Here is a 25,138-nt window from a genome sequence, read left to right on the forward strand (position 1 = left end):
TTCCGATGGTGCACGGGCCGACCCCGACATCTCCTTCGCAAACTAGGGATTCCCGGTCGATGCCACAACGACCAGAGGCGATTTCGTCGTGCCTTTTTCTGATCCGGTTCGCAGCCCCGCCAGAAATGACCGAGGGCCCGACCGGAGTTCCGGTCGGGCCCACGCCGCGTTTCCCCTTACAGGTAAGGGGAAACGCCAAGAATCACTGCGTGACAGGCTTGAACGAAGGACGCGTTGCCTCGTACGCCGAGATGTCGGCCTCGTTGGACAGCGTGATGCCCACGTCGTCCAGACCGTTGAGCAGCCGGTAACGGGTGTAGTCGTCGATCTGGAAGGGAGCAACCAGGTCGCCGGCGCGCACCTCGCGGGCCTCCAGGTCGACGGTGATCTGCGTGGTCGGGTCGGCCTCGACCAGCGCCCAGAGCTGCTCGATGACGTCCTGCTCGACCGGCACGGAGAGCAGGCCCGCCTTGCCGGAGTTGCCGCGGAAGATGTCGGCGAAGCGGCTCGAGAGCACGACCTTGAAGCCGTAGTCCATGAGTGCCCAGACAGCGTGCTCACGCGACGAGCCGGTGCCGAAGTCGGGACCCGCGAGCAGGATCGAGACACCGTCGTACTTCGGCTGGTTCAGGACGAACTCGGGGTCGTTGCGCCAGGCGCCGAACAGGCCGTCCTCGAAGCCGGTGCGGGTGACCCGCTTGAGGTAGACCGCCGGGATGATCTGGTCGGTGTCGACGTTGCTGCGACGCAGCGGCAGCGCCGTGCCGGTGTGGCTGGTGAACTTCTCCATGATGCTGTTCTCCTCTTCCGGATCAGTTCAGACCAGGTCGGCGGGCGACGCGAGCGTGCCCTTGACGGCGGTGGCGGCGGCGACGGGGATCGAGACCAGGTGGGTGCGACCACCCTTGCCCTGGCGGCCCTCGAAGTTGCGGTTGGACGTCGACGCGCTGCGCTCCTGCGGGGCGAGCGTGTCCGGGTTCATGCCGAGGCACATGGAGCAACCCGCGCCACGCCACTCGGCTCCGGCCTCGATGAAGACCTTGTCCAGGCCCTCCTCCATCGCCTGCAGGCGAACGCGGACCGAGCCCGGGACGACGAGCAGGCGCGTGCCCTCGGCAACCGTGTGGCCCTTGATGATGTCGGCGGCGAGGCGCAGGTCCTCGATGCGGCCGTTGGTGCAGGAGCCGACGAAGACGGTGTCGACCTTGACCTCGCGCATCGGCTGGCCGGCCTCGAGGCCCATGTACTCCAGCGCCTTCTCGGCGGCGACGCGGTCCTGCTCGTCGGCGAAGTCGGACGGGGTCGGCACGACGCCACCCAGCGGGACGCCCTGGCCCGGGTTGGTGCCCCAGGTGACGAACGGGGTCATCACCGAGGCGTCGAGGACGATCTCCTTGTCGAAGGTGGCGTCCGCGTCGGTGACGAGCGTCTTCCAGTGCGCGACGGCGGCATCCCAGTCGGCGCCCTGGGGGGCCTCCGGCTTGCCCTCGATGTAGTCGAAGGTGGTCTGGTCGGGGGCGATCATGCCCGCCTTCGCGCCCCACTCGATCGACATGTTGCAGACCGTCATGCGGCCTTCCATCGAGAGCTCCTCGATGGCCTGGCCGCGGTACTCGACGATGTAGCCCTGGCCGCCACCGGTGCCGGTCTCGGTGATCAGGGTCAGGATCAGGTCCTTGGCGGTGACGCCGGCCGGCAGGGAGCCGTTGACCGTGACAGCCATCGTCTTCGGCTTGGCCTGCATCAGCGTCTGGGTGGCGAGCACGTGCTCGACCTCCGACGTGCCGATGCCGAAGGCGATCGCGCCGAACGCGCCGTGCGTCGAGGTGTGCGAGTCACCGCAGACGATCGTCATGCCGGGCTGGGTCAGGCCCAGCTGCGGACCGACGACGTGGACGATGCCCTGCTCGATGTCGCCGAGCGGGTGCAGTCGCACACCGAACTCGGCGCAGTTCTTGCGCAGCGTGTCGACCTGGGTCTTGGAGACCGGGTCGGCGATCGGCTTGTCCCAGTCGAGGGTCGGGACGTTGTGGTCCTCGGTGGCCAGCGTCAGGTCCGGGCGGCGGACCTGGCGACCAGCGAGGCGGAGGCCGTCGAAGGCCTGCGGGGAGGTGACCTCGTGGAGCAGGTGGAGGTCGATGTAGAGGAGGTCGGGCTCGCCTTCGGCACTGCGGACGACGTGCTCGTCCCACACCTTCTCGGACAGGGTCTTGGCCATCGGGGCCTCCTCGATTTCGTTCGTGCTGCACCCCGGGTTCAGGGGGCGGTTCAGACATTACGCTTGCATCCCAAGTTCTGAGATGGCAATATCGCCATATGGACAACTCTAGCGGTGTGGGCGTTCTCGACAAGGCAGCACTCGTGCTTGCCGCCCTCGAGGCCGGACCCGCGACCCTTGCCGGGCTGGTCGCCGGCACCGGACTGGCCCGCCCCACGGCCCACCGTCTTGCGGTTGCACTGGAACATCATCGCCTCGTTGCGCGGGATCTGCAGGGGCGTTTCGTGCTGGGTCCGCGCCTGGCCGAGCTCTCCGCCGCCGCCGGCGAGGACCGCCTCCTGGCTGCTGCCGGTCCGGTCCTGGCCCGTCTGCGCGACATCACCGGCGAGTCCGCCCAGCTCTGGCGCCGCCAGGGCGAGCACCGCGTGTGCGTCGCCGCCGCCGAGCGCCCCTCGGGCCTGCGCGACACCATCCCGGTCGGCTCGCAGCTGACCATGCGCGCCGGTTCGGCCGCGCAGGTGCTGCTCGCCTGGGAGGACCCGGAGCGCATGCACCGCGGCCTGCAGAACGCGGCGTACTCCGCGACGGCGCTGTCCGGCATCCGTCGCCGCGGCTGGGCCCAGTCGGTCGGCGAGCGCGAGCAGGGCGTCGCGTCCGTCTCCGCCCCGGTCCGCTCCCCCAGCGGCAAGATCATCGCCGCGGTCTCGGTCTCCGGCCCGCTCGAGCGCCTCTCCCGCCAGCCGGGCCGCATGCACGCACCCGCTGTGCTCGCCGCCGCCGAGCGGCTCTCCGAGTCGCTGCGCCGCGCCGCCGCGGAGTAACACCCCGGTAGTCCCTAACGAAAAGCGCCTCAGATCTTCGGATCGAGGCGCTTTTCGTTAGGGACTACCGCGAGATGAGGGCGAGGGCGGCTTCGGCAAGGTGCGCGTGCACGACGGCCGACGGGTGGAAGCCGTCACGGGCGAACAGCGCCGGGTCGGTGGGCAGCTCCAGCTCGATGCGGCGTACGCCGGGGCGCGCGGCGACCACGTCGCGGGCGATCGAGTCGACCCGCCGCGACCGGGCGCCCAGGATCGCCGACAGCGGCCACGGCAGCGAAGGGAACACCTCCATCGGAGGCAGCCCGAGCACGATCAGCTGCGCGCGCGGGGCAGTCCGGTGCAGCCCGTCGAGCAGGTCACCCAGCTCGCCCCGCCAGCGGCGGTCACCGTGCAGGTTCTTGGTGTCGTTGACGCCGACCGAGAGCAGCAGCACGTCGGCAGCGGCGACCTCGGGCCGGTCATGCACCAGCGCCGCGACCTCGCCCGCAGTCGCGCCGGTCTTCGCGATGACTTCCCAGGCGACAGCCCGTCCACCGGTGACGGCGAGCAACCGCGCCAGCTCTCCGGTCAGCGTCTCCCGGTGGTGATCCACCCCGACTCCGGCGGCCACGCTGTCGCCCACGACCACCAGCCGCATCGGCTCCCCCGGTCCGGGGACCTCGCCCGTGAGGCCGTCGGCATCCGGCAGCCGCAGCACGGTGCGCCGCACGCGCAGACCCTGGGTCAACAGGACCGGAAACGCAGCCCAGACGGCAGCGACCGGGATGCCGGGACGGACAAGACGGCGCATCAGAAGAGCGCATCCGTGCGCTCGATGTCGAGCAGCGTCTGCTTGCGGTCGACTCCTCCGGCATAGCCGGTCAGCGAGCCGTCGGCGCCGATCACCCGGTGGCACGGGATCACGATCGGGATCGGGTTGCGCCCGTTGGCGACCCCGACGGCGCGCGAGGCGGCGTTGGTGTGGCCGAGGCGCGCCGCGATCTCGCCGTAGGACCGGGTTTCGCCGTAGCCGATCCGCTGCAGCTCGCGCCACACCTTCTGCTGGAACTCGGTGCCCTGCGGATCGAGCGGCAGGTCGAACTCGGTCAGGTCGCCAGCGAAGTACGCCGCGAGCTGGCGCGTCGCCTCGGCGAGGACCGGGTGCGCGTCGTCGCGTGCTCCGAGCGGACGGCCGTCGCTGGGTTGCCGGAACGGGGTGAACTCGATCGCGGAGACGGCGCCGCCGCGCTCCACGATGCGCAGGTCGCCGATCGGCGACTCCAGGACGGTCCACATGCTCAGATCATCTCCTTCTTCTCGGCCGGGCCCGTGGCGGGGCCGAGGGCCGGGCCGCCGAGCGACCCCCACAGGTGCATCAGTGCGTAGGAGCGCCAGGGGCTCCATGAGTCCGGGTCTGTCGGCCGCTCGGGTGATCGGCTCATGGAAGTGAGCGCTGCCTTCACGCCCGCGTCGGTCGGCAGGAACACGTCCGGGTCGGCCAACGCCCGCATCGCGATGTAGCCGGCCGTCCACGGGCCGATGCCGGGCAGGGCCAGCAGGGCACGGCGTACGCCGTCGCGGTCGGCGCTGCGGTCCAGCGCGACCTCGCCGTTGCCGATGGCGGCGGCGAGTCCGGTGATCGTGCGGGCCCGCGAGGCAGGCATGCCGGTCATCGGGGTCTCCGCGATCGCCTCAGCGGCCGGGAAGAGGTGGGTGAGCCCGTCCTGCGCGAGGGCAGGCGGGAGCAGTGCACCCCGATCGGCGACGAGCCGGCTGGCGAGCGCCCGGGCGGCACCAACGGTGACCTGCTGGCCGAGCACCGCGCGCACCGCGAGCTCGAGTCCGTCGACGTGACCCGGAACCCGCAGGCCCGGCACCGACCGGACGAGCGGGGCGAGTGCCGGGTCTGCGGACAGGGCGTCGTCGACAGCAACCGGGTCGCAGTCGGCATCGAGCAGTCGCCGCACGCGCTCGACCGCGGCCGACACGTCGCGCACGTCGGTGAGGTGGAACGTCGCCGGCACCTGCACGACCTGACCGGGCTCAGGCGCATCGGCAAGCACGAGGTGCACGGTGCCCGGGCCGTGCGGCAGGGAGAGTGTGCGGGCATACCAGTCCGGGCCGGCGGTCTCGATGCCCGCCACCGCCCGCGTCGCCAGGAACGCGAGCAGCGCCCTGCCGGCAAACGGCGTCCGGACCGCCAGCCGGAGCCGGATCTCCCCCGCAGCACCCACCCCGTGGCGCCGGCGACCACGCAGCTCGGACGGGGACGCGGCGTACACCTCGCGGACGGTGTCGTTGAACTGCCGCACGCTGGCGAAGCCTGCGGCGAAGGCGACGTCGGCCAGGCCGAGGTCCGTCGTCTCGATGAGCACGCGGGCGATCTGGGCGCGGCGGGCTCTGGCCAGGGCGAGTGGGCCAGCGCCGAGCTCGGCGGTCAGGATCCGGCCGAGCTGGCGCGGGCTGTAGCCGAGCCGCGCGGCCAGTCCGGGCACACCCTCGCGGTCCACGACACCGTCGGCGGTCAGCCGCATCGCACGTCCGGCCACGTCAGCGCGCAGGTCCCATTCGGGACTGCCCGGGGTCGCGTCGGGCAGGCACCGCTTGCAGGCCCGGAAGCCGGCCGCCTGTGCTGCGGCGCTGGTCGGGAAGAACGACACGTTGGCGAAGCCGGGTGTGCGCGCCGGGCAGGAAGGGCGGCAGTAGATCCCGGTCGTGTGCACGGCCGTCACGAAGACGCCGTCGAAGCGGCGATCCCGTGACTTCACGGCCCGGTAGCAGGCCTCCGTGTCGGTGTGCATGGGTCCATCATGGCGCGCACCACCTTCCGGATCTCGCGGAAATCGGACACGACGGCTAGGGCTGCGCGGTCCGGAATGCCCGCCAGCCTCCGTAGGCCGAGACATCGGTCGCGCCCGCGAATCCGATCGGTTCACACACGAAGCCGTGGACCCACCGGCCATCGCCCAGCTCCAGCTGTCCGATCCCCAACGGCGCCGGGACACCGGCAAGGAATCTTCCGGCTTCGGCGAGCGGCAGCCGATAGACCTCCACCTCGATCGGCACTCCCCCGGAGGCGACCCGGCGGAGGCCGGGCTTCCCCAGGCCCGGTCCGGCCAGGGCGTGCAGCTCGTACGCCGCCGCGGTCGTCGTGCGCTCCAGGAAGACGGCCTCACATGCCTCGAGCTCGTGGTGCAAGGGCATGCCTCGCAGGTGTGCGCCGACGACAGCCAGCTCGAGCCCCCCGTCGACAGGCGCCGCTCCGGACGGAGAGACCCCGGCCATGCCCTCGATGGCCGCCGCGATCCGCAGTGCCACCTCGTCCCGGCCCGCGGCAGCCTGGACGCTCACCCCGAACGGGGCGACCGACCACGGCCGAACCGGCACTGCCACCGCGCACAGGTCGAGGAGGTTGGTGAACGTGGTGAACCGGCCCAGACGTGTGTTCAGCGAGATCGGGTCGGCCAGCATCTCCTCGACGGTGAACGTCTCCACGACGGTCGGTGTCAGCAGCGCGTCGACGTCGGCCAGCAGCGCCCGTGCCCGGGCCCGGCGGCCGTGCATGCCGGAGAGCGCGCGGAAGACCTCGGCCCCGGTGACCTCGGCCCCGTCGGCCAGGATCGTCCGGATCACCGGGAGGACGGCAGCCGGCTCGCGCTCGAGGAACTCCTCGAGCCCCGACAGGCGCTCTGCCACCCACGCTCCCTGATAGAGCTCGCGCCCCGCCTCCAGCAGCTCGTCGAGGTCGAGGGGCACGAGCTCGACCCCGGCATCGACCAGTCGGGCGCAACAGGTCAGCCAGGCCTCCTGCTCACCGCGCGTCCCCCAACCGGAGATCGCGGACGGTACGCCGAGGCGCAGGCCCGCCAGTGCGAGCGGCGGGAGATCGCCGGCCGGGACCGGCAACCGCCGCGACCACGGATCGGCGACATCGGGACCACCCAGCACGGCCAGCACGGCGGCGCCGTCAGCGACCGACGAAGCGAAGACGCTGGAGCAGTCCAGTGACCGGCAGGCCGGGACGATTCCCGTCGCGCTCACCAGACCGATCGAGGGCTTCACCCCGACGATGTCCGTCAGGGCGGCAGGGACCCGGCCGGAGCCCGCCGTGTCGGTCCCGATGGAGAACGAGACCAGGCCTGCAGCCACCGCGACGGCCGAGCCGGAGCTCGAGCCGCCCGGAATCAGCCCGGGCACCTGCGGATTGACCGGGACCCCATAGGGGCTTCGCGTGCCGTTCAGTCCCGTGGCGAACTGGTCGAGGTTGTTCTTGCCGACGAGGATGGCGCCGGCGGCGACCAGCCGGTCGACCAGCGGGGCCGACTCCCGGGGAAGGTAGCCGAACTCCGGACAGGCAGCCGTCGTCGGCAGCCCGGCCACATCGATGTTGTCCTTGACCGCGAACGGCAACCCGAAGAGTGGGAGCCGGTCGATCTGACCGAGGTCGAGCGCCGCCGCAGCAGCGAGCGCCTCCGCTCGCGGCACCCGGGCGGTCCACACGGCATCCTCACCGCGGGCCTCGATCCGGTCGAGGACCGCAGCCACGACGTCGACCGGTGTCATCTCGCCGCCCCGGTACGCCGCGCGCAGACGCTCCCGTCCGAGCCCACCGGCAAGGATCCCGGTGGGCGAGGAACGAGTGGGGCTCATGCTGCGCCGGCCGCCAGACTCGCGAGCAACGCCGAGGACGGAGCGATCGCCCCGAACACGCCGCCCTGCATCGTCACCATCTTCAGCGCCGCCTCGTAGTTGCCGACGTCCGTGGCTCCGGTGCAGTCGGTCAGCAGCAGGCATTCGTAGCCGCGGTCGTTGGCATCCCGCATCGTCGTGTGGACGCAGACATCGGTGGTGATGCCCGTGAAGATCAGATGGGTGATGCCGTGCGTCCGCAGCAGCAGGTCCAGGTCGGTGGCGTAGAAGGAGCCCTTGCCGGGCTTGTCGATGATGATCTCGCCCTCGATCGGCGCCACCTCGGGCACGATCTCCCAGCCGGGCTCGCCGCGGGTGAGGATCCGGCCGGCCGGTCCCGCCGAACCGATGGCGGCCCCGATCTGCGCCGAGCGCCAGAGCTTGTTCGGCGGACAGTCCGACAGGTCGGGACGGTGCCCCTCGCGCGTGTGGATGACCAGCAGTCCGGCCTCGCGGGCGGCGGCCAGGACGACCTGGGTCGGGGCCAGTCCTGCGCGGGTGAGGTTGAGGTCGTAGCCCATGCGCTCGACGTACCCGCCGTAGCCGCAGAAGTCGACCTGCCAGTCGATGTTGATCAGCGCCGTGCGGCCGGCAGCGAAGGTGCCGTCGTAGGGCCAGGTGTAGGGCTCGGCCGCGACCGGGCCGAAGGTGAGCGAGCTCATCGGTGATCTCCTGAGGTAGGGAGCGGGGCCGCGGCACAGGCCGCGAGGACGTTGTCTGTGGTGCCGACGGCGCCGAAGATCCCGCCCGACATCTCGACCTGGGATCGGGATGCGGCGAGGAGGTCCGGACTCCCCGCAAGGCAGGCGTCGATCACGAGGAGGCACTCGTAGCCGCGGTCGTTGGCCGACCGCATCGTCGAGTGGACGCAGGTCTCCAGGCCCACGCCGCCGAGGAGCAGGTCAGTGACACCGAGTCGGCGGAGGTCGGCGTCGAGGCTGCTTCCGTAGAAGCCGTCGACGCCGGCCGCCGCGATCGTGAGGTCGGCCTCCAGCGGGAGTTGACCGACCGGTGCCGACTGCCGGTCCGCCGGGGGCGGCAGGGTCGTCACGTGGACGACCCTGCCGCCTGCCGAACGGAGCGTCCGGGCGATCTCCGAGAGCGCATCACCGGCCCCGGTCCCGCTCAGCGACGGCCCGTGCGTGGGTGTCACCACGACGAGGACGGTCCTTCGCGGGTCCAGCCGGCCGTGCCAGGGCCAGGCGTACGGCGTACTGCCGGGGACGGTGTGCGCAGTCATGTCGATCCGCCTCTGTCTATCTCTGTGGGCCGACTGCTACTGGGCGAGCTTGCCGATGACGCCCTTGACGAAGAAGCCCATGCCGTCGTTCTCGGCGTACGTCGGGATGGCGCCGTCCTTGATCACGACCTTGCCGGACTGGTCCTCGACCGGGCCCGCGAACGGGGAGCCCTCGTCGGTCGCGAGCCACGCCTGTGCCTCGGTGATCGCCTTCTGGGTGGCCTCCGAGATCTGGTCCCCGTAGCCGGCCAGCACGAAGGGGTTGGTGCCGGTCTTGTAGCCGACCCGGAAGTTGGCGTTGTACTCGCTGCCGACGAAGTCGCCATCGACAACGGTCTTCACGATGTCCGTGTAGAGCGGACCCCAGTTCCAGACCGCACCGGTGAGCCAGCCCTCGGGGGCGATCGACGAGGCGTCAGCGTGGTAGCCGACGGTCATCGCGCCGGCCTTCTCGGCGGCCTGGATGACGGTGGCCGTGCAGTCCTGGTGCTGCGTCAGGACATCGACGTCCTGCGAGAGCAGGCTCTCGGCCGCTGCCTGCTGCTTGCCCGGGTTGCACCAGTCGGACGTGCTGACGGTGATCGTCTCGGCATCCGGGTTGACGCTCAGCGCGCCCTGCTCGAACGCGTTGATGTTGGCGATCGTCTGCGGGATCGGGAACGCATAGACGTAGCCGAGCTTGTCGGTCTTCGTGGCTGATCCCGCGGCGATGCCGGCGAGGTACATCGGCTCGTAGACCGTGCCGAAGTAGGTGCCACTGTTCTTCGGGACGTCGGTGGTGATCGTGTTGCCCTGCTGGACGACGACGACGTCCGGGTGGGCCTCGGCGACCTTCAGCGCGGCATCCAGGTGGCCGTAGCTGGTCGCGAAGATCAGCTTGGCGCCCTTGTCGATCATCTTCTCCATGGTGGTCGCCGCGGTGTCGTCCTCGGGGACGTTCTCCGCGGTGAGGATCTCCATGTCGGGATAGGCCTTCTTGACGGCCTCGCTGCCCTCGAAGACAGCCTGGTTGTAGCCGAAGTCGTCCTTCGGGCCGACGGTGATGAAGCCGATGGCCGTGGTCCCCTCTCCCGGAGCACCATCGGTGACGTCGCTCTGGGGATCGGTGGCCGAGGCGCAGGAGGTCAGCACGAGCGTCACAGCGACGCCCGCGATCGCACCAGCGGTAGATTTGCGCATGGACATGAGGGGATTCCCTTTCGTGTTCGCGCGCCGCGCCGGTCTCGAGTGGTCCAATACTCAGAAGAGTCCGGCGCGGCGTTCTTTGGTGGGTCGATCTCGTGGTGCGGGTGGTGCGGTCTGGCGTCAGGTGCTGTTCTCGAAGACCCGCTTGAGTTCGGCGGGTGCTGCCGAGAGAGTGCGGCGGCCGAGGACCGCGAGCACGATCAGGGTGAGCAGGAACGGGATCACGTCGAGGGCGAACTGGTTCAGCTCCGAGCCCCTGGCCTGCAGGGCGGGGCCGAGGGCGATCGCCATGCCGAAGAGGTAGGCGCCACCCATCACGCGCAGCGGGCTCCAGACCGCGAAGATCACCAGCGCGACGGCGATGAACCCACGGCCGGAGACCATGTTCTCGAACCAGGCGTTCGCATAGGCGATGGAGAGATGCGCCCCGCCGAGGCCGGCGAACATGCCGCCGACCACCACTGCGCCTGCGCGGATCCGCGCCGCGCTGTAGCCGTTGACCTCGAGCGAGTCGGAGCGTTCTCCCGCCGTGCGCACGAGCAGACCGATCCGGGTCCGGAACAGCACCCACCAGGTCAGCGGCACGAGCGCGTAGCTGAGGTAGATCAGCGGGTCGTGGCGGAACAGGATCGGCCCGAGCACGGGCAGGTCGCTGAGCACGGGGACGTCCCAGCGCCCGAGCGCGACGACCGGCTGCCCGACGTACGCCGCGCCGAAGAGCGAGGTGAGGCCGAGCGCGAGGAAGAGCAGGCTGAGGCCCGAGGCGAACTGGCTGGCGCCGCGCCGGACGACGAGGTAGGCGTGCAGCCCGGAGAGCATTCCGCCGGCGACGGCTCCCGCCACCACTCCCCACCACGGGTCGCCGGTCTCGACCGCGATCGCATAGGCGCCCAGGGCACCGACGAGCATCGACCCTTCGGTGCCGAGGTTGATGACACCGGCTCGTTCGCCGATGGTCTCGCCGAGCGCGGCGTACATGATCGAGGTGCCGCCTCGGACACCTCCGCCCATCACGTCTTCGAGCAGACTCATGCGCTGGCCTTCTTCCGTGAGGCCGTGAACCCGAGGACGGCGAGGAGGATCAGGGCGGTCAGGACGTTGATCGAGGCCGCAGGGACGCCGGAGTCCAGCTGCAGGCTGTCGCTGCCGACCGAGAGAGCCGCGAAGGTGAACGCAGCGAGCAGGATCGGGAAGGGTCGGTGCCGGGCCAGCCAGCAGGCCAGGAACGAGGTGTAGCCCAGCTGGCTGCCGAAGCCCGGGCGGAGCTTGTACTCGACGCCCGCGAAGTGGATCATGCCCGCGAGCCCGGCCAGCGCTCCGCCGATGAGGAGGGCCGAGCAGAGCAGGATCGGCACCTTCATCCCGCTGCGTCGCGCTGCCTCCGAGTTGCCTCCCGCCACCGACACACGGAAGCCCCAGCGGGTGTGGTTGAGCACGAGGTGGACGACGACGACCAGCACCACGGCCAGGACGATCCCGACATGGACGCTGGTCCCCGCGAGCACGGGCAGCTTGGCACTGTCGGCGAGCTCGAGGGTGGTGGGCTGGCCGGTCGGGCTCTCGCGCCAGGGCTGGTAGATCAGGAACAGGAGCACGTCGAGCGCCACGAAGTTGAGCAGCAGCGTGCTGATCGCCTCGTTGACGCCGGCGAGGAGGCGGAGACCTGCCGCGAGTCCTGCCCAGGCAGCGCCGGCGAGCGCGCTGGCAACCAGCATCAGAAGCACCAGCACCGGGCCACCGATGGACTCCCCGAGCAACAGGAAGGTGCCACACGCGGCGACGGCGCCGATGATGATCTGGCCCTCTCCACCCACGTTCGTGAGCCCGGCACGTGCCGGCACGGCGACCGCCAGGGCGCCCAGGACCAGCGGCGACATCTGGATGAAGATCTGCTCCACCGAGCGCTGCTGGGTGAAGGTGGACGAGACCATCGCGAGCATCGCGTCGACCGGGTTCGCGCCCTTGGCGAGCAGCAGCGCGCTGAAGATCACCAGCGCGCCCGCTAGCGCCAGCACCCAACGGGACACGACCAGGAGCGGGCCCCTCCATCGAGGGGGCGCGGTCGCCAGGTCCGACTCCGGAGCAGCCATCGTGGCGGTCATGCCACGCCACCGATCATCAGCTCGCCGATGCGCTGGCGATCGAACTCGTGACTCTCCAGGCAGCCCGAGATGCGGCCCTGGTGCATCACGACGATCCGGTCGGCGAGGCTCATCAGCTCGTCCACGTCCTCCGAGACCACGAGCACCCCCGCGCCCGCCTCCCGTCGTTCGAGGAGCAGCTCCTGGGTCCGGCGTACGTTGGCGATGTCGAGCCCCCGGCTCGGGTACGCCGCGACGAGCAGCGATGCGTCGAGCGCCAGCTCACGGGTGAGCACGACGCGCTGGATGTTGCCGCCCGAGAGCTCCTCGAGGCGCCGCGTCGAGGCCGCGATCCGGAGCCCGAGCCGTGCGTTGTCGTCGTTGGTCCGGCGCAGGATCGAACGCCAGTCCACGCCGAAACGTCGCGCGGGCAGCGGCCGGCCGCTGAGGGCCATGTGCTCCAGGACCGTGAGCCGCCCGACGACCGAGTCGGCCACTGGATCCTCCGGGACACTCGCGGCCCCCGCTGCAAGCGCACCGCCCGGCGTACGGATCGTGGCGCCGCGCAGCCGGACGCTCCCCTTGTGTGGCCGGCGCAGACCCAGCACGACCTCACACAGCTCGCGCTGGCCACTGCCCGCGACTCCTGCGACGCCGACCAGCTCTCCGGCGGTGACCGTCAGGTTGACCCCGGAAACAGCGAGGTGGCCCTTGTCCCCGTGGCAGTCGACATCGACGAGCTCCAGCGTGACCTCAGCCTCGACCAGGCCGCTCGCCGGGCGCCGGACCAGGTCCGCGACGCTGCGGCCCACCATCGCCTCGACCATCTCGGCGTTGGTGTAGTCGGAGGGAACCACGTTCTGGAGGACGGTCATGCCCCCGCGGAGCACGGTCGCACGATCGGCGATGGCTCGGACCTCATCGAGCTTGTGGGTGACGATCATGACCCCGAAGCCCTGCGACCGCAGATGATCGACCACCCGGAAGAGGGCCTCGACCTCCTGCGGTGCGAGGACGCTGGTCGGCTCGTCGAGGATCACGAGGCGAGCGCCGGTCATCAGCACCTTGAGGATCTCGACCCGCTGCCGCTCACCGATGGACAGGTGGGCCACCTTGGCGTGTGGGTTGACCGCCAGCCCGAACGTCTCGCTCGCGGCCGTGATCCGCCGTGCCAGCGGCCCGGGCCGGAGCAGTGGCCCCTCGGGCAGCGCCAGCGCGATGTTCTCCACCACCGTGAGCGCGGGCACCAGGCGCAGGTCCTGGAAGACCATGCCGATGCCGAGCTTTCGAGCATCCGAGGGGCTGTGGATGATCGCTTCCCTGCCATCCACGACGAACTGGCCGTGGTCGGGGCGGTAGACGCCGTAGATCATCTTCAGCAGCGTGCTCTTGCCGGCGCCGTTCTCGCCGACCAGCGCGTGCACCTCGCCGGGCCAGACCTCGAGGCTCACGTCGGTGTTGGCCCTGACCTCCCCGAAGTGCTTCGTGAGGCCCAGCACCTCGAGCAGCGGGTGACGGCGGATCGGCTCCATAGGCTCATGCCCCTCTGAGTTGCCGGCTGCGCAGGGCGCGCTGCCGAATGGCTTCCGAAGCGCGCTGCTCGACGATCTCGAGGCTCGCGCCGATGTGTTCCCGCAGGCGATCCGCGGCCAGGTCGATGTCGCCGTCGAGGAGCGCCTGGACGATGGCGATGTGCTCCTGGGTGCTCTGCACGACGCGGTCCTCGGTGAGGAAGTCGAAGGTCCGCACCGGACGGATCCGGACGTTCACCGACTCCAGCGTCTCGATCAGGGCGATGTTGCCCGACGCGCGCAACAGCGCCAGGTGGAAGCTCTCGTCGAGCTCGATGAAGGACCCGTCGGCTGGCGGTGGCGCGCTCGCGATCTGCTCCCACACCCGCCGCAGCTCGACCAGCGCATCGCGGTCGTGAGAGATCCCGGGCTCCCGCGCACGGACGATGCCCTGGACCTCCAGCGTCAGCCGGAGCTCGTACAGGTCGCGAAGATCGAAGAGATCGATCTCCGCGACGTAGTAGCCACCGTCGTCGAAACGCTTGAGCAGCCGGTCGGCGTGCAGACGGACGAATGCCTCCCGGACCGGGGTGCGCGACACCTTCAGCTGGTCGGCGATCTGCTCCTCGGCGAGGCGCACTCCTGTGGGGAACTCACCCACCATGACCAACCTCCGGATCTCCGAGTAAGCGCGCTCGCGGAGGGTCCGAGCCCCCGCCGATCTCCCGCGTCCCTGTGCCACGTCCACCGTCTCCGTCCCGAGTCCCGGCCCTGTATTCCGGCCTGTATCCAACGCTGTATGCAGGATGTTTCGGACATATCCCCTGTTCTGTTACGAATGCGGGAACGAGCACCTCGTCCGGGAGCACTGACCTAGGGTTCGGGCATGGCGCACATCGTGCTGGTCCCCGGAGCCGCGGTCGGCCCACAGGTCTGGGCGCGGTGCGCGGGCGTCCTGACCGATCTCGGGCACGTTGTGGCGACGCCGGATCGGCCACGGAGCGGCGACCTGGCGACAGAGCTCGCCGCACTGGCCCCCCTGGTCGACGGTGCCTGGGTGGTCGGCATGAGCGGCGGCGCGACCCTCGGACTGGCGCTCGCAGCGCAGGGCATTCCGCTGGCCGGTGCAGTCCTGCACGAGCCCGCGGTCGGGTCGCTTCTTCCGGGTCTGCTCGGTCCCATCGCGGCAGCGTTCGCGTCCGGAGGCACCCACGGCTTCGCCCGCGCACTCTACGGACCGGCGTGGAGTCCGTCCCTGCTCGGTGATCTCGACGAGGTGAGCGGGATCGACGACACCGTCACTGCCCGTGAGCTGGCGATGTTCCGGGCGTTCGAGCCGGCGCGCGCACACCCCGATGCCGGCCAGGTCCTGGTCACCTGGGGCAGCGCGTCCGGACCTCAGCGGGCCGCTGCGGCCGCAGCGCTGAGCCAGGCCTGCGGCCATCGGATCGCCGAGATCCCCGGCGCCGCCCACTTCGTCGGCCACGACCTGCCGGAGCTCTTCGCCACGGTCATCGACCGCGAGGTTCGGGCGTCCCCAGAAATTCGTTTCGGGCCGAGCGGTCAGCGGGCGAGGTAGATCCGTTCGGGACGCCCACCGCCGTAGCGCAGGCGCACTCCCGCCTGATCGGTCGTCACGAAGTGCTCGAGGTAGCGGCGTGCAGTCACCCGCGAGAGGCCGAGCCCGGCTGCGCACTCGGCAGCCGAAAGCTCCCCTGCCTCGGTGAGCGCGGCGAGCACCAGTGCCGCGGTCGGCTCGCTGAGGCCCTTGGGGGGATCGGCCCGGCGGGCCAGGCCGGCAGGCACGAACAGCGCGTCGATGGCCCCCTGCTCGGCGAAGCCCGAGTCCCCCAGGGCGAGGTACGCCGAGCGGAACGCCTCCAGCCGCACGCGCAGGTCGTCGTACTCGAACGGCTTCACGAGGTAGTGCGCGGCACCGTTGGCCGCAGCACTGCGCACGGTGTCTGCCTCGCGCGCAGCGGTCACCATGATCACGCCGACGTCGTCCCCACCGGCACGCAGCCGTCGCAGCACGTCGAGTCCGCTGAGGTCCGGCAGGTGGACGTCGAGGAGCACGAGGTCGGGGCGCAGCCGGGCCACCTCGGCCAGTGCCGCCGTGCCGGTCGCAGCGTTGCCGACCACCCGGAAGCCGGCGGTCCGGTCGACGAACCGGGTGTGGATCGAGGCCACCATGAAGTCGTCGTCGACGACCAGGACCGCGATCTCATCCGGCTGCCCGGACTGCTCGGGACTGGTCATCCGTCTCTCCTCGACCGCGGGAGCCGTGCCGTGAAGACCGCTCCCGTCTCGTTGTGCACCGACACCGAACCTCCGCGACGTTCGCAGACCACCTGGACCAGCGCAAGGCCGACCCCGCGGCCGCTCGCGTCGCCGGGCTTCGTCGTCCAGCCCCTCCGGAAGACCTCGCTCACCGCGTCGGGAGCCACTCCGGCTCCGGTGTCGGCGACCTGGACCACGACGATGCCGTCGTCGTCACGCAGGTGTACGTCGACGGTCGGGCCGCCCGACGCCACCGTGGCGTCGACCGCGTTGTCGACGAGGTTGCCGAGCACGGTGCCGACGTCCGCCGACAGGTCCGGGTCGAGCCGCGGGAGGGCGGTCTGCTCCGCGAGGCGCAGCTCGACGCCGCGCTCGGCGGCGAGGCTCACCTTGGCCACCAGCAGGGCCGCGACAGCCGGGTCGTCGACGAGCCGGGTCACCGTGTCACTGATCGCCGCGCGGCGCCGGGCGAGCGTGCCGACGAAGGCCTGGACCTCGTCGTACTCGCCGAGCTGGACGAGGCCGGAGATCGTGTGCAGCTGGTTCTGGAACTCGTGGGTCTGCGCGCGCAGCGTGTCCGTCACGCTGCGCCGCGCGCTCAGCTCGCTCTGCATCGCCATCAGCTCCGTGCGGTCGCGCAGCGTGGTCACGGTGCCGACGCGGCGCCCACCGTGGTGCACGGGGCTGCGGTTGAGGACGACCACGCGGCCATCGACCACCACGACCTGATCGCGCGCACTCGAGCCTCCGGCCAGTGCCGCGCGGACAGCTGGCTCGATCTCGAGCTGGTCGAGCGTGCGGCCCTCGCTGCCATCGGGCAACCCGAGCAGCTCGCGTGCACTGTCGCTCAGGACCGTCACCGTGCCATCGGGAGACACGGCCACGACACCCTCACGGATCGAGTGGAGCAGCGCCTCCCGCTGGTCAGCGAGCGCGGCGATCTCGGCGGGCTCCAGTCCCCGGGTACGGCGCCGGATCAGCCGGGAGAGCAGCCAGGACCCGGCCACACCCAGCGCGAGCCCCAGTCCGAGGAAGGTGCCCAGGTCGGGAAGCACCGCCCGGGCTCGCTGCATGAGGGAGGGGTACTTCTCCGCGATCACCACGATGGCCAGCAGGTCACCGTCGTTGCTCACCACCGGCACGTGGGCGACCACCGAGCGCTCGCCCTCCACCGTGAGGTCGCCGGTCCACGCGCGCAGGTCTCGGGCCGTGCTCGGGCCGAGGTCGACCTCGCCTCGCGCGGCACCGGCGCCGGAGCCCGCGAGCACCGCCCCGCCTGGCGAGGTGAACAGCACTGCGGTCGCGCCGAGGTTGCGACGCTCCGCCTCGGCGTACGCCGTGAGGGTCTCGGGTTCGATCGGGCGCTCGCCGAGGCCCACGCGGACCGGCTCGGTGCCGGCCAGTCGCTCGGCACCCCGCAGCAGCAGGACTCCCCTCGTGTCGCGGAAGTCGGCTGCGCTCTGCCGCACCGACACGGCGCTGGCGACCGTCAGGACGAGCAGGAGCACCACCAGCTGGAGGGCGAGGAACTGCCCGGCCAGCGTCTGGACGGCCAGGACACGTCGGCTGCCCGACGGTCCTCGCTCACCGCTGCGCAGCGACCACAAGTTTCACAACCTCCATTGGTTTCCCAAGAGTGACGACCGCCACACCTTCGCACCATGATCGGAATGTTGCATCCCCGACCCTCAGGAGAGCCATGACTCCCGGCAGCACACCGCGCACACGACGGCTGGTTTCCGCCGTCGCGCTGGCGCTTGCCGCCACCCTTGCCACCGGCTGCGGAGTGACCCGCGGCGACCAGGGCGACGACATGACCATGTGGATCCCGAACAGCCCCGGCGGCGGCTACGACCAGACCGGCCGCGAGGCGATCCGGGTCATGGAGCAGAACGACGTCATCAAGGGCAGCTTCGAGGTCACCAACATCGTCGGCGGCGGCGGCTCGGTCGCCATGTCGCGCCTGATGAACGCCGAGGGCGACGACCACCTGATGATGACGGTGGGGCTCGGCGTCGTCGGCGCCACCTACTCCCTCGGACTGGAGCAGCGGCCGCAGGACGCGACCCCGCTGGCCCAGCTGATCGAGGACCAGGAGGGCGTCCTCGTGCCGGCGGACTCGCCGTACAAGACGATCGATGACTTCCTCGAGGCCTGGCGCAAGGACCCCGACAGCATCGTCGTCGGCGGCGGCTCCTCCCCCGGCGGTCCCGACCACCTCTTCCCGATGCAGCTGGCGAGCGCGGCCGACGTCGACCCGCGCGAGGTCCGCTACGTGACGTACGACGGCGGCGGCCCGCTGACCAGTGCCCTGCTCGGCCACAAGATCCAGGTCGGCTTCTCCGGCGTCGGCGAGTTCGAGAGCCAGATCGCGGCCGGCGACCTCCGGGTCCTGGCCGTCTCGGGCGAGGAGCGACTCACCGGCAAGTCCGTCAAGGACGTGCCGACCCTGACCGAGTCCGGGGTGGACCTGGTCTTCACCAACTGGCGCGGCGTCCTCGCACCGCCAGGCATCTCCGAGGAGCGCCGCGACGAGCTGATCGCGCTGCTCGAGGAGATGCACGACAGCCCCGAGTGGCAGGCCGCGCTCAAGGAGAAGGGCTGGATCGACGCCTTCCGCACCGGAGACGACTTCACCGCGTTCCTGGAGGACCAGGACGAGCGGGTCTCGACAACGCTTGAGGAGCTGGGACTGCTGTGAGCACGACACTCGAACCGGACGCCCCCACGCGGGCCGTCGACCGCGGGCAGTACCTCCTGGCCACGCTGCTGGTGGCCCTCGGCGGCTACACCGTCTACGACGCGACCACCCTGAACGTCGGCTTCGGCGACCCGGTCGGCCCCCGCGCCTTCCCGTACGTCGTCGGCTCCGTCCTCCTCGTCCTCGGAATCCTGCTCGCGGTGGCAACCGCCCGCGGCGACCGCCCGCAGGCAGAAGAGGGCGAGGACGTCGACCTGACCCACCCCGCCGACTGGGCCACCTTGGCCAAGCTGGTCGTGGTGCTGGTCTTCACCGCCGCCACCCTCGGCGTGCTCGGCTGGGCGATCAACGGAGCGATCCTCTTCGCCGGAAGCGCCTGGGCGCTCGGCAGCCGGACCCTGGTCCGCGACATCCTGATCGGGATCGTGCTGTCGGTCGGCAGCTGGTACGCCTTCTACGTCGGCCTCGGCATCCCGCTCTCGCCGGGCATCCTCGACGGGATCCTGTGATGGAGAGCCTCGACCTGCTGTGGGGCGGCCTCTCCGCCGCCGCCACCCCCGAGAACCTCATGTGGGCTGCCCTCGGCGTGCTGCTCGGCACGTTCGTCGGCGTCCTCCCCGGCATCGGCCCGGCCATGGCCGTGGCCCTGCTGCTCCCTGTCACCTACGGCCTCGAGCCGGCGCAGGCGTTCATCATGTTCGCCGGCATCTACTACGGCGGCATGTACGGCGGCTCCACGACCTCGATCCTGCTCAACACACCCGGTGAGTCCGCCTCGGTGATGACGGCGATCGAGGGCAACCGGATGGCCAAGCGCGGACGGGCCGCGCAGGCCCTGGCCACCGCCGCGATCGGCTCGTTCATCGCCGGCACGATCGGCACGATGCTCGTGGTCTTCCTGGCCCCGACCATGGCCGACCTCGCTGTCGAGATCGGCGCCCCGTCGTTCCTCGCGGTGATCCTGCTGGCCATGGTCCTGGTGACCGGCGTGCTCGGCTCCTCGCGACTGCGTGGGTTCATCGCACTCTTCGTCGGCCTCACCATCGGTCTGGTCGGCCTCGACCTCAACACGGCACAGTCCCGCGTCGACTTCGGCAGCACCCTGCTCGCGGACCGCATCGACATCGTCGTCGTCGCGGTCGGCGTCTTCGCCCTCGGCGAGGCACTCTGGGTCGCGGCGCACCTGCGTCGCAAGCCGCTGGAGATCATCCCGGTCGGCGGCACCCCGTGGCTGAGCCGTGAGGACTTCGGTCGCTCCTGGAAGCCGTGGCTGCGCGGCACCGCGATCGGGTTCCCCTTCGGAGCAGTCCCGGCCGGTGGCGCCGAGACGCCGACGTTCCTGTCGTACCTGCTCGAGCGTCGCCTCGCCGGCAAGAAGAGCGAGTTCGGCCAGGGCGCCATCGAGGGCGTGGCCGGACCCGAGGCCGCCAACAACGCCTCCGCAGCGGGCACCTTCGTCCCGCTGCTGGCGCTGGGTCTCCCGGTGACGGCGACCGCCTCGATCATGCTGGCGGCGTTCCAGAACTACGGCATCGAACCCGGTCCCCAGCTGATGACCGAGCACTCCGACCTGGTGTGGACCCTGCTCGCGAGCCTGCTGATCGGCAACACCCTGCTGCTGGTGCTCAACCTGCCGCTGGCGCCGTTGTGGGCCAAGCTGCTCCGCACCCCGCGTCCGTACCTCTACGCAGGCATCCTGTTCTTCGCCTCGCTCGGGGCGTACGCCGCGCGGCAGCGGGCGTTCGACCTGGTGTTGCTGCTGGTCTTCGGTGCCCTCGGGTTCGCGATGCGGCGCTTCGCGATCCCGGTCCTTCCGCTGATCCTGGGCCTGATCCTCGGCCCGACGATGGAGCTGAAGTTCCGCGAGGCGCTGGCGCTCTCCGGCGGCGACGCTTCCGGTCTCGTCAACGAGCCGCTCGCGGTCATCGTCTACGTGATCATCGCGCTCGCCGTCGCCGTACCCCTCGTCCTGGGCGCGGTGCTCCGCGGCCGGAACAACACACCGTCCGGGCCGACTGACCCGTCCGGACCCGCGGACCAGAAGGAGATGGTGAGCTGATGAGCGCCAAGATCGTGGTGTCCTGGAGTCCCGACGACTTCGGTCGCACTGCCATCGAGCACGCCGTGTCCGAGGCCCGGCTGCGCAGTGCGTCACTCGTGGTGGTCAACGCCACCCGCGGCGACTCGCTGGTGGACGACCACTACGCCCGCGGTTCGCAGGTCGAGGACCTCCGGAGGGTGCTGACCGAGACCGCGGTGCCGTTCGAGATCCGGCAGAGCATGGGCAGCGACATCGCCGACCAGGTGCTCGACGTGGCCGAGGAGGTGGCGGCGACCCTGATCGTGGTCGCGGTCCACCGCCGGTCCCCGGTCGGCAAGCTGATCATGGGCAGCGTCGCGCAGCGTGTGATCCTCGGCGCCGACTGCCCCGTGATCGCGGTCAAGCCCTGAGCCCGAGCGGGGTCAGGCGCGAAGACTGCGGCGCACCGCACGGAGCGTGAGCAGCAGCAGGACAGTGGCGATCGCGACCAGCACCATCAGGTCGCGGTCCCACTGTCCTGTCGTGTATGCCGCGAGGGGGTCGGGCACTGCACCCGGCACGCCGTTCTTCGCGCGCTCGAGGTGCACGCTGACCGCGTTGGCGGCGTGTGCCCAGCGTGCCGGAGCCAGCCACGCGATCTGCTCCAGGACCGGCCGACCGGCCACCTGGACGAGGGCACTGGAGAGCACGAGCTGGCCCATCACCAGGGCGACCAGGGCGGGCATCGCCTGCTCGACCGACTGAACCAGCGCTGAGGCGAGCAGGCCCAGGAACGCTGATGCCACGGTCAGCAGCCCCGTCACCAACGCGATCTCCCACAGCCCGTGCCCGCGAACGCCATCGGCGTCCAGTCCCGGAAGCCCGGCCAGCGCCAGCCAGGTGACCAGCAGTCCCTGGCCGAAGCAGAGCGCACCCAGCACCAGTGCCTTCGCCAGCACGTAGGCGCCCGGAGAGAGTCCGACGGCGTACTCCCGACGGACGACGGCCCGCTCCTTCACCAGCTCCCGGATCGCCATCGCCGCGCCCATCAGGGTCGCTGCGACGAGCAACAGGGTGAGCCGTTGGCCGGCTTCCTGGCCGAGATTCATCCGCGTGGCCCCGGCGGCGCGCGCCGCGACCAGCGACAGCCCGCCCTCCCCCGGAACGACCCGGCTGAGGGCAGCCAGGAGCAGTGGCATGAGGACGAGCATGGCGAGCGTGAGCCGGTCGGCCAGGGTGACCGCCAGGCAGCGTCGTACCAGCGTGGCGAGCTGCATCGGCGGGCTCTGCCGGGGCGGCACCGACAGCGTGCCGGGTGGGCGCAGGGAGGGGCGCGGAACGCTCGCCGTCGAGGGGCGCGGCGGCACCGTGCCCGACTCGAGGAGATCGAAGAGCTCCGGGTACGCCGCGCAGCCGAAGTGGTCGAGCACGCCCTCGGGCGGACCGACGTAGCAAACGGAACCGCCACGGGCGAGGACGACGACGTTGTCGCACGCCTCGAGGCCGAGGACGGAGTGGGTGACCACGACGACGATCCGCTCCTCGCGGGAGAGCCCGCGCAGCTGCTCCATCACGCTGCGGTCGAAGCCGGGGTCGAGCCCGGAGGTGGGCTCGTCGAGGAAGAGCAGCGACGGCGCGGTGATCAGTTCGGTGGCGATCGAGACCCGCTTGCGCTGTCCGCCGGAGAGCTGGCTGCCGATGCGCTGGCGGCGCTGCGAGGTGAGGCCGAGCTGGTCGAGGACCTCGTCGACGCGCGCCTCGCGCTCGGAGTGCGTGGTGTCGGGCGGCAGGCGCAGGGCTGCGGCGTACCTGAGGCCTTGCTCGACGGTCAGCTGTCGGTGCAGCAGGTCGTCCTGCGGGACCACGCCGATGCGGAACCGGACCCGGTCGCGCTCACTGTCGAGGTCGTGGCCGTCCCAGACGACGCGGCCGGTGGTGGCCGGGGCCTCACCGGTGAGTGCGCGAAGCAGGGTCGACTTGCCGGAACCGGACGGGCCGATCACGGCGGTGAGGCTGCCCGGGGCGAGGGCGAAGCTGATGTTGTCGAGCAGGCGGTGGCCGTTGCCGGTGGTGACCGAGACGCGGTCGACGATCAGCGCGCCGGGCTCGGGCGTGACGACGGCGGGAACCGACGTACGCCGCACGGCCGGGACGGCGGTCGGTCCTGGCGTCCGCGCCGGGGTCGGTGGCCGTGTCGGTGCCGGCGCAGGGGTATCCGCTGCCGACTCCGTGTTGTTGCCCTTTTCGCCGACGGAGGGGGCGTCCCTCCCCGCCTGGGTGTTGGTACAGATTTCGGGGGCAGCGGGGGCGGAAATCTGTACCAGCACGGAGTCGGAGGCAGACATCTCCTGAGCCGGCTCGAGGTGGGCGAGCGGCTCCGGTTCAAGCTCAAGCTCAAGCTCAAGCTCCGCGACAGCCTCGGGCTGCGGCGGGACGTAGGTCTCGAAAACCCGCGCCGGCGCTACATAGGCGGCGGGTGGCACGTAGGCACTGGCCCGCTCGGGCTCCGGCTCGATCCACTCGTCGACGAAGTCCTCGGACCGGAAGACCGTCTCGGTCACGGAAGCCATCGGCTCGAGCACCTCGAGCTCGACGAGCTGGCCATCGGGCGCGCCGACATGGACGGCGATCGGGCGTCCGCGGAAGAGCGGCAGCTGCACGACCCGGCAACCGTCGAGGTAGAGCATCGGCGTCTCGCCGACGTCGCGCACGGACCAGCCGCTCGCCGTGCGCTGGAGCGCGAGGGGGCCCAGGCGCACCTCGTGCTCGTCGAACTCCCGAGACTGACCGTCCGTCGAGACGCGCAGGCGCTCCCTGGTGGCGGCGTACTGGAGCAGTGTCATCTCCGTCCGAACGCTAGGTCCGGAATGTCCGACGACGATGGAGGCACGCCGAGGGCAGGGGCGCATCAGGGCGGGGCACGGAATGCACTGGCGCGCCCGACCGGGCGGGGCCTACGGTGACGCAAACGTTTACGCACGTCCGCCGAGGCGGTCTCCAACGCCCGAAAGTGCTCCCATGGCCCCCGTTCTCCGCTCCCGCAACGCGGTGATGCTCTCCTTCTTCCTCAACGGTTTCTGCTTCGCCTCGTGGGTGTCGCGCATACCGGAGGTGCGCGGAGGCCTCGGGCTCACCAACGGCCAGCTCGGCCTGCTGCTCCTGGCGATGGCGATCGGTTCGGTCCTGACACTGCCCACGACCGGCGCCCTGATCAACCGGTGGGGCGCCGCAGCGGTGGTCCGTTGCGGAGTGACCGCCGGTCTCGCGGGCCTGGTCGTCGCCACCTTCGGCATCAGCGCTCTCGCGAACGTGCCACTGGCCGCCGCCGGGCTCTTCGCCTACGGGCTCGGGATCGGCAGCTGGGACGTGGCGATGAACGTCGAGGGCGCAGCCGTGGAGCACGGGCTGGGCCGCACGATCATGCCGCGCTTCCACGCAGGCTTCAGCCTCGGAACGGTGGTCGGCGCAGGCGTGGGCGCGCTGGTCACCTGGGCTGGACTGCAGATGGAGTGGCACCTGGCCGGCGTCGCCCTGCTGACCTTCGCGGTCATCCAGGCGACGACGGCGGGCTTCCTCCCCCACACGGCAGAGGCTTCCGCGACCGGATCGACGCAGAGCGCACTGGCCGCCTGGCGCGAGCCGCGGACCCTGCTGATCGGACTGATGGTCTTCGCACTCGCAGTCACCGAGGGAACCGCGAACGACTGGCTGGCCATCGCCCTGATCGACGGGTACGACGTGCCGCACTGGGTCGGCGTGGCCGGATTCGGCCTCTTCGTGACGGCCATGACGACCGGCCGCGTCGTCGGCCCGACACTCCTCGACCGCCACGGCCGCACACCGGTCCTGCTGGCGACGATGGCCGCAGCAGGGGTCGGCGTACTCCTCATCGGGTTCGGTGGCCACCCGGTTGTCGTCGCCCTCGGCATCGTGCTCTGGGGCGTCGGAGCGTCCCTCGGCTTCCCCGTCGGCATGAGCGCAGCGGCCGACGACCCGGCGCACGCCGCCGCACGCGTCAGCGTCGTGTCGACGATTGCGTACGTCGCGTTCCTGGCCGGCCCTCCCCTGCTCGGCTTCCTCGCCGACGAGGTCGGCACCCTGCACGCGCTGCTCGCGGTCGCCGTCCTGCTGATCCCCAGCGCACTGCTGGCGCCTGCCGCACGCCAGACCGACAAGCGCACCGCAGCCCTGTGACCTCAAGCAGTCGACGGAAATGCACGAAGGCCCGGTCCTGGTGGACCGGGCCTTCGTCGTTCTGTACCCCCGACCGGATTCGAACCGGCGCTACCGCCTTGAGAGGGCGACGTGCTAGGCCACTACACAACGGGGGCGTTGTTGCCTTACGGCAACGCTGCGAAACTCTAGCGTTCACTGTTGTTTCGCAACAAATCCGGGCGGTGTGACCATCGTCGC

At 70.8% G+C, this 25,138-nt stretch carries 23 protein-coding genes and 1 tRNA gene; 7 read left to right on the plus strand and 17 right to left on the minus strand.

The window, feature by feature from the left end:
• Nucleotides 1-202: 202 nt before the first annotated feature.
• Complete coding sequence (gene leuD, locus D4739_RS01135; protein WP_120058888.1) at nt 203-790, minus strand: 3-isopropylmalate dehydratase small subunit; 588 nt, start codon at nt 788-790, stop codon at nt 203-205.
• 27 nt (nt 791-817) lie between these two features.
• Nucleotides 818-2,218 carry a 3-isopropylmalate dehydratase large subunit gene (gene leuC / locus D4739_RS01140; protein ID WP_120058889.1) on the minus strand — a complete coding sequence of 467 codons (1,401 nt, stop codon included), beginning with the start codon at nt 2,216-2,218 and terminating at the stop codon, nt 818-820.
• A 98-nt stretch (nt 2,219-2,316) separates the two neighbouring features.
• Between leuC and D4739_RS01145 the strand changes: the two genes are divergently transcribed.
• Nucleotides 2,317-3,039 (plus strand): IclR family transcriptional regulator, encoded by a 723-nt coding sequence (locus D4739_RS01145; protein WP_120058890.1) that lies wholly within the window; start codon nt 2,317-2,319, stop codon nt 3,037-3,039.
• Between the two features lie 64 nt (nt 3,040-3,103).
• Here D4739_RS01145 and D4739_RS01150 read toward each other — a convergent pair whose 3' ends face one another.
• From D4739_RS01150 to D4739_RS01200, 11 genes are all read right to left on the minus strand, one after another.
• Nucleotides 3,104-3,829, minus strand: coding sequence for an SGNH/GDSL hydrolase family protein (locus D4739_RS01150; RefSeq protein WP_120058891.1), 726 nt, complete (start codon nt 3,827-3,829; stop codon nt 3,104-3,106).
• Entirely contained in the window at nt 3,829-4,314 is a 486-nt protein-coding gene (locus D4739_RS01155; protein WP_120058892.1) for a methylated-DNA--[protein]-cysteine S-methyltransferase, read from the minus strand. Before D4739_RS01155 ends, D4739_RS01150 begins: the two co-directional genes overlap by 1 nt.
• A 2-nt stretch (nt 4,315-4,316) precedes the next feature.
• Nucleotides 4,317-5,819 (minus strand): AlkA N-terminal domain-containing protein, encoded by a 1,503-nt coding sequence (locus D4739_RS01160; protein ID WP_120058893.1) that lies wholly within the window; start codon nt 5,817-5,819, stop codon nt 4,317-4,319.
• Between the two features lie 55 nt (nt 5,820-5,874).
• Nucleotides 5,875-7,668, minus strand: a complete 1,794-nt coding sequence (gene atzF, locus D4739_RS01165) for an allophanate hydrolase (RefSeq protein WP_120058894.1) — start codon at nt 7,666-7,668, stop codon at nt 5,875-5,877.
• The gene (gene biuH, locus D4739_RS01170) at nt 7,665-8,369 is read right to left on the minus strand and encodes a biuret amidohydrolase (protein ID WP_120058895.1); all 705 of its coding nucleotides are present in this window, start codon (nt 8,367-8,369) and stop codon (nt 7,665-7,667) included. The genes atzF and biuH overlap by 4 nt, the downstream gene beginning before the upstream one ends.
• Nucleotides 8,366-8,947 carry a cysteine hydrolase family protein gene (locus D4739_RS01175; protein WP_120058896.1) on the minus strand — a complete coding sequence of 194 codons (582 nt, stop codon included), beginning with the start codon at nt 8,945-8,947 and terminating at the stop codon, nt 8,366-8,368. The genes biuH and D4739_RS01175 overlap by 4 nt, the downstream gene beginning before the upstream one ends.
• 36 nt (nt 8,948-8,983) lie before the next feature.
• Nucleotides 8,984-10,126 (minus strand): BMP family ABC transporter substrate-binding protein, encoded by a 1,143-nt coding sequence (locus tag D4739_RS01180; RefSeq protein ID WP_220699200.1) that lies wholly within the window; start codon nt 10,124-10,126, stop codon nt 8,984-8,986.
• 126 nt (nt 10,127-10,252) lie between these two features.
• The gene (locus D4739_RS01185; protein WP_120058898.1) at nt 10,253-11,164 is read right to left on the minus strand and encodes an ABC transporter permease; all 912 of its coding nucleotides are present in this window, start codon (nt 11,162-11,164) and stop codon (nt 10,253-10,255) included.
• Complete coding sequence (locus D4739_RS01190; protein ID WP_182920253.1) at nt 11,161-12,234, minus strand: ABC transporter permease; 1,074 nt, start codon at nt 12,232-12,234, stop codon at nt 11,161-11,163. The genes D4739_RS01185 and D4739_RS01190 overlap by 4 nt, the downstream gene beginning before the upstream one ends.
• Entirely contained in the window at nt 12,231-13,745 is a 1,515-nt protein-coding gene (locus D4739_RS01195) for an ABC transporter ATP-binding protein (RefSeq protein ID WP_120058899.1), read from the minus strand. Before D4739_RS01195 ends, D4739_RS01190 begins: the two co-directional genes overlap by 4 nt.
• A gap of 4 nt (nt 13,746-13,749) precedes the next feature.
• Nucleotides 13,750-14,472: a GntR family transcriptional regulator gene (locus tag D4739_RS01200; protein ID WP_338016251.1), complete on the minus strand. Its 723-nt coding sequence runs from the start codon at nt 14,470-14,472 to the stop codon at nt 13,750-13,752.
• 138 nt (nt 14,473-14,610) lie between these two features.
• Between D4739_RS01200 and D4739_RS01205 the strand changes: the two genes are divergently transcribed.
• Nucleotides 14,611-15,303, plus strand: a complete 693-nt coding sequence (locus D4739_RS01205) for an alpha/beta fold hydrolase (protein ID WP_182920254.1) — start codon at nt 14,611-14,613, stop codon at nt 15,301-15,303.
• Here the strand turns inward: D4739_RS01205 and D4739_RS01210 are convergent.
• Both D4739_RS01210 and D4739_RS01215 read right to left on the minus strand, forming a co-directional pair.
• Nucleotides 15,288-15,983, minus strand: coding sequence for a response regulator (locus D4739_RS01210; RefSeq protein ID WP_120058901.1), 696 nt, complete (start codon nt 15,981-15,983; stop codon nt 15,288-15,290). The genes D4739_RS01205 and D4739_RS01210 overlap by 16 nt on opposite strands.
• Complete coding sequence (locus D4739_RS01215; protein WP_220699202.1) at nt 15,980-17,611, minus strand: sensor histidine kinase; 1,632 nt, start codon at nt 17,609-17,611, stop codon at nt 15,980-15,982. Before D4739_RS01215 ends, D4739_RS01210 begins: the two co-directional genes overlap by 4 nt.
• A gap of 92 nt (nt 17,612-17,703) precedes the next feature.
• On the opposite strand from D4739_RS01215, the gene D4739_RS01220 reads away from it, so the two are divergent.
• The 4 genes from D4739_RS01220 to D4739_RS01235 are packed head-to-tail and all read left to right on the plus strand — an operon-like array spanning nt 17,704 to nt 21,156.
• Nucleotides 17,704-18,705 (plus strand): Bug family tripartite tricarboxylate transporter substrate binding protein, encoded by a 1,002-nt coding sequence (locus D4739_RS01220; RefSeq protein WP_120058902.1) that lies wholly within the window; start codon nt 17,704-17,706, stop codon nt 18,703-18,705.
• Nucleotides 18,702-19,214, plus strand: a complete 513-nt coding sequence (locus D4739_RS01225; RefSeq protein ID WP_120058903.1) for a tripartite tricarboxylate transporter TctB family protein — start codon at nt 18,702-18,704, stop codon at nt 19,212-19,214. The genes D4739_RS01220 and D4739_RS01225 overlap by 4 nt, the downstream gene beginning before the upstream one ends.
• On the plus strand, nt 19,214-20,764 hold the full coding sequence (locus D4739_RS01230; protein WP_120058904.1) for a tripartite tricarboxylate transporter permease: 1,551 nt from the start codon (nt 19,214-19,216) through the stop codon (nt 20,762-20,764). Before D4739_RS01225 ends, D4739_RS01230 begins: the two co-directional genes overlap by 1 nt.
• Nucleotides 20,764-21,156: a universal stress protein gene (locus tag D4739_RS01235; protein ID WP_220699203.1), complete on the plus strand. Its 393-nt coding sequence runs from the start codon at nt 20,764-20,766 to the stop codon at nt 21,154-21,156. The genes D4739_RS01230 and D4739_RS01235 overlap by 1 nt, the downstream gene beginning before the upstream one ends.
• Nucleotides 21,157-21,168: 12 nt before the next feature.
• Here the strand turns inward: D4739_RS01235 and D4739_RS01240 are convergent, their stop codons facing one another.
• The gene (locus tag D4739_RS01240) at nt 21,169-23,568 is read right to left on the minus strand and encodes an ABC transporter ATP-binding protein/permease (protein WP_182920255.1); all 2,400 of its coding nucleotides are present in this window, start codon (nt 23,566-23,568) and stop codon (nt 21,169-21,171) included.
• Nucleotides 23,569-23,743: 175 nt separating this feature from the next.
• Between D4739_RS01240 and D4739_RS01245 the strand changes: the two genes are divergently transcribed.
• On the plus strand, nt 23,744-24,919 hold the full coding sequence (locus D4739_RS01245; RefSeq protein ID WP_120058906.1) for an MFS transporter: 1,176 nt from the start codon (nt 23,744-23,746) through the stop codon (nt 24,917-24,919).
• Nucleotides 24,920-24,983: 64 nt separating this feature from the next.
• Here the strand turns inward: D4739_RS01245 and D4739_RS01250 are convergent.
• Nucleotides 24,984-25,056, minus strand: a tRNA-Glu gene (locus tag D4739_RS01250).
• Nucleotides 25,057-25,138 lie beyond the last annotated feature (82 nt).

It is taken from the genome of Nocardioides cavernaquae (assembly GCF_003600895.1).
Classification (GTDB): Bacteria; Actinomycetota; Actinomycetes; order Propionibacteriales; family Nocardioidaceae; genus Nocardioides; species Nocardioides cavernaquae.

Excerpts from the sequence above, each read along its gene's own strand:
- leuD (WP_120058888.1), bottom strand. The coding sequence starts at position 790 with ATGGAGAAGTTCACCAGCCACACCGGCACGGCGCTGCCGCTGCGTCGC.
- leuC (WP_120058889.1), bottom strand. The coding sequence starts at position 2,218 with ATGGCCAAGACCCTGTCCGAGAAGGTGTGGGACGAGCACGTCGTCCGC.
- D4739_RS01145 (WP_120058890.1), top strand. The coding sequence starts at position 2,317 with ATGGACAACTCTAGCGGTGTGGGCGTTCTCGACAAGGCAGCACTCGTG.
- D4739_RS01150 (WP_120058891.1), bottom strand. The coding sequence starts at position 3,829 with ATGCGCCGTCTTGTCCGTCCCGGCATCCCGGTCGCTGCCGTCTGGGCT.
- D4739_RS01155 (WP_120058892.1), bottom strand. The coding sequence starts at position 4,314 with ATGTGGACCGTCCTGGAGTCGCCGATCGGCGACCTGCGCATCGTGGAG.
- D4739_RS01160 (WP_120058893.1), bottom strand. The coding sequence starts at position 5,819 with ATGCACACCGACACGGAGGCCTGCTACCGGGCCGTGAAGTCACGGGAT.
- atzF (WP_120058894.1), bottom strand. The coding sequence starts at position 7,668 with ATGAGCCCCACTCGTTCCTCGCCCACCGGGATCCTTGCCGGTGGGCTC.
- biuH (WP_120058895.1), bottom strand. The coding sequence starts at position 8,369 with ATGAGCTCGCTCACCTTCGGCCCGGTCGCGGCCGAGCCCTACACCTGG.
- D4739_RS01175 (WP_120058896.1), bottom strand. The coding sequence starts at position 8,947 with ATGACTGCGCACACCGTCCCCGGCAGTACGCCGTACGCCTGGCCCTGG.
- D4739_RS01180 (WP_220699200.1), bottom strand. The coding sequence starts at position 10,126 with ATGCGCAAATCTACCGCTGGTGCGATCGCGGGCGTCGCTGTGACGCTC.
- D4739_RS01185 (WP_120058898.1), bottom strand. The coding sequence starts at position 11,164 with ATGAGTCTGCTCGAAGACGTGATGGGCGGAGGTGTCCGAGGCGGCACC.
- D4739_RS01190 (WP_182920253.1), bottom strand. The coding sequence starts at position 12,234 with ATGACCGCCACGATGGCTGCTCCGGAGTCGGACCTGGCGACCGCGCCC.
- D4739_RS01195 (WP_120058899.1), bottom strand. The coding sequence starts at position 13,745 with ATGGAGCCGATCCGCCGTCACCCGCTGCTCGAGGTGCTGGGCCTCACG.
- D4739_RS01205 (WP_182920254.1), top strand. The coding sequence starts at position 14,611 with ATGGCGCACATCGTGCTGGTCCCCGGAGCCGCGGTCGGCCCACAGGTC.
- D4739_RS01210 (WP_120058901.1), bottom strand. The coding sequence starts at position 15,983 with ATGACCAGTCCCGAGCAGTCCGGGCAGCCGGATGAGATCGCGGTCCTG.
- D4739_RS01220 (WP_120058902.1), top strand. The coding sequence starts at position 17,704 with ATGACTCCCGGCAGCACACCGCGCACACGACGGCTGGTTTCCGCCGTC.
- D4739_RS01230 (WP_120058904.1), top strand. The coding sequence starts at position 19,214 with ATGGAGAGCCTCGACCTGCTGTGGGGCGGCCTCTCCGCCGCCGCCACC.
- D4739_RS01235 (WP_220699203.1), top strand. The coding sequence starts at position 20,764 with ATGAGCGCCAAGATCGTGGTGTCCTGGAGTCCCGACGACTTCGGTCGC.
- D4739_RS01240 (WP_182920255.1), bottom strand. The coding sequence starts at position 23,568 with ATGACACTGCTCCAGTACGCCGCCACCAGGGAGCGCCTGCGCGTCTCG.
- D4739_RS01245 (WP_120058906.1), top strand. The coding sequence starts at position 23,744 with ATGGCCCCCGTTCTCCGCTCCCGCAACGCGGTGATGCTCTCCTTCTTC.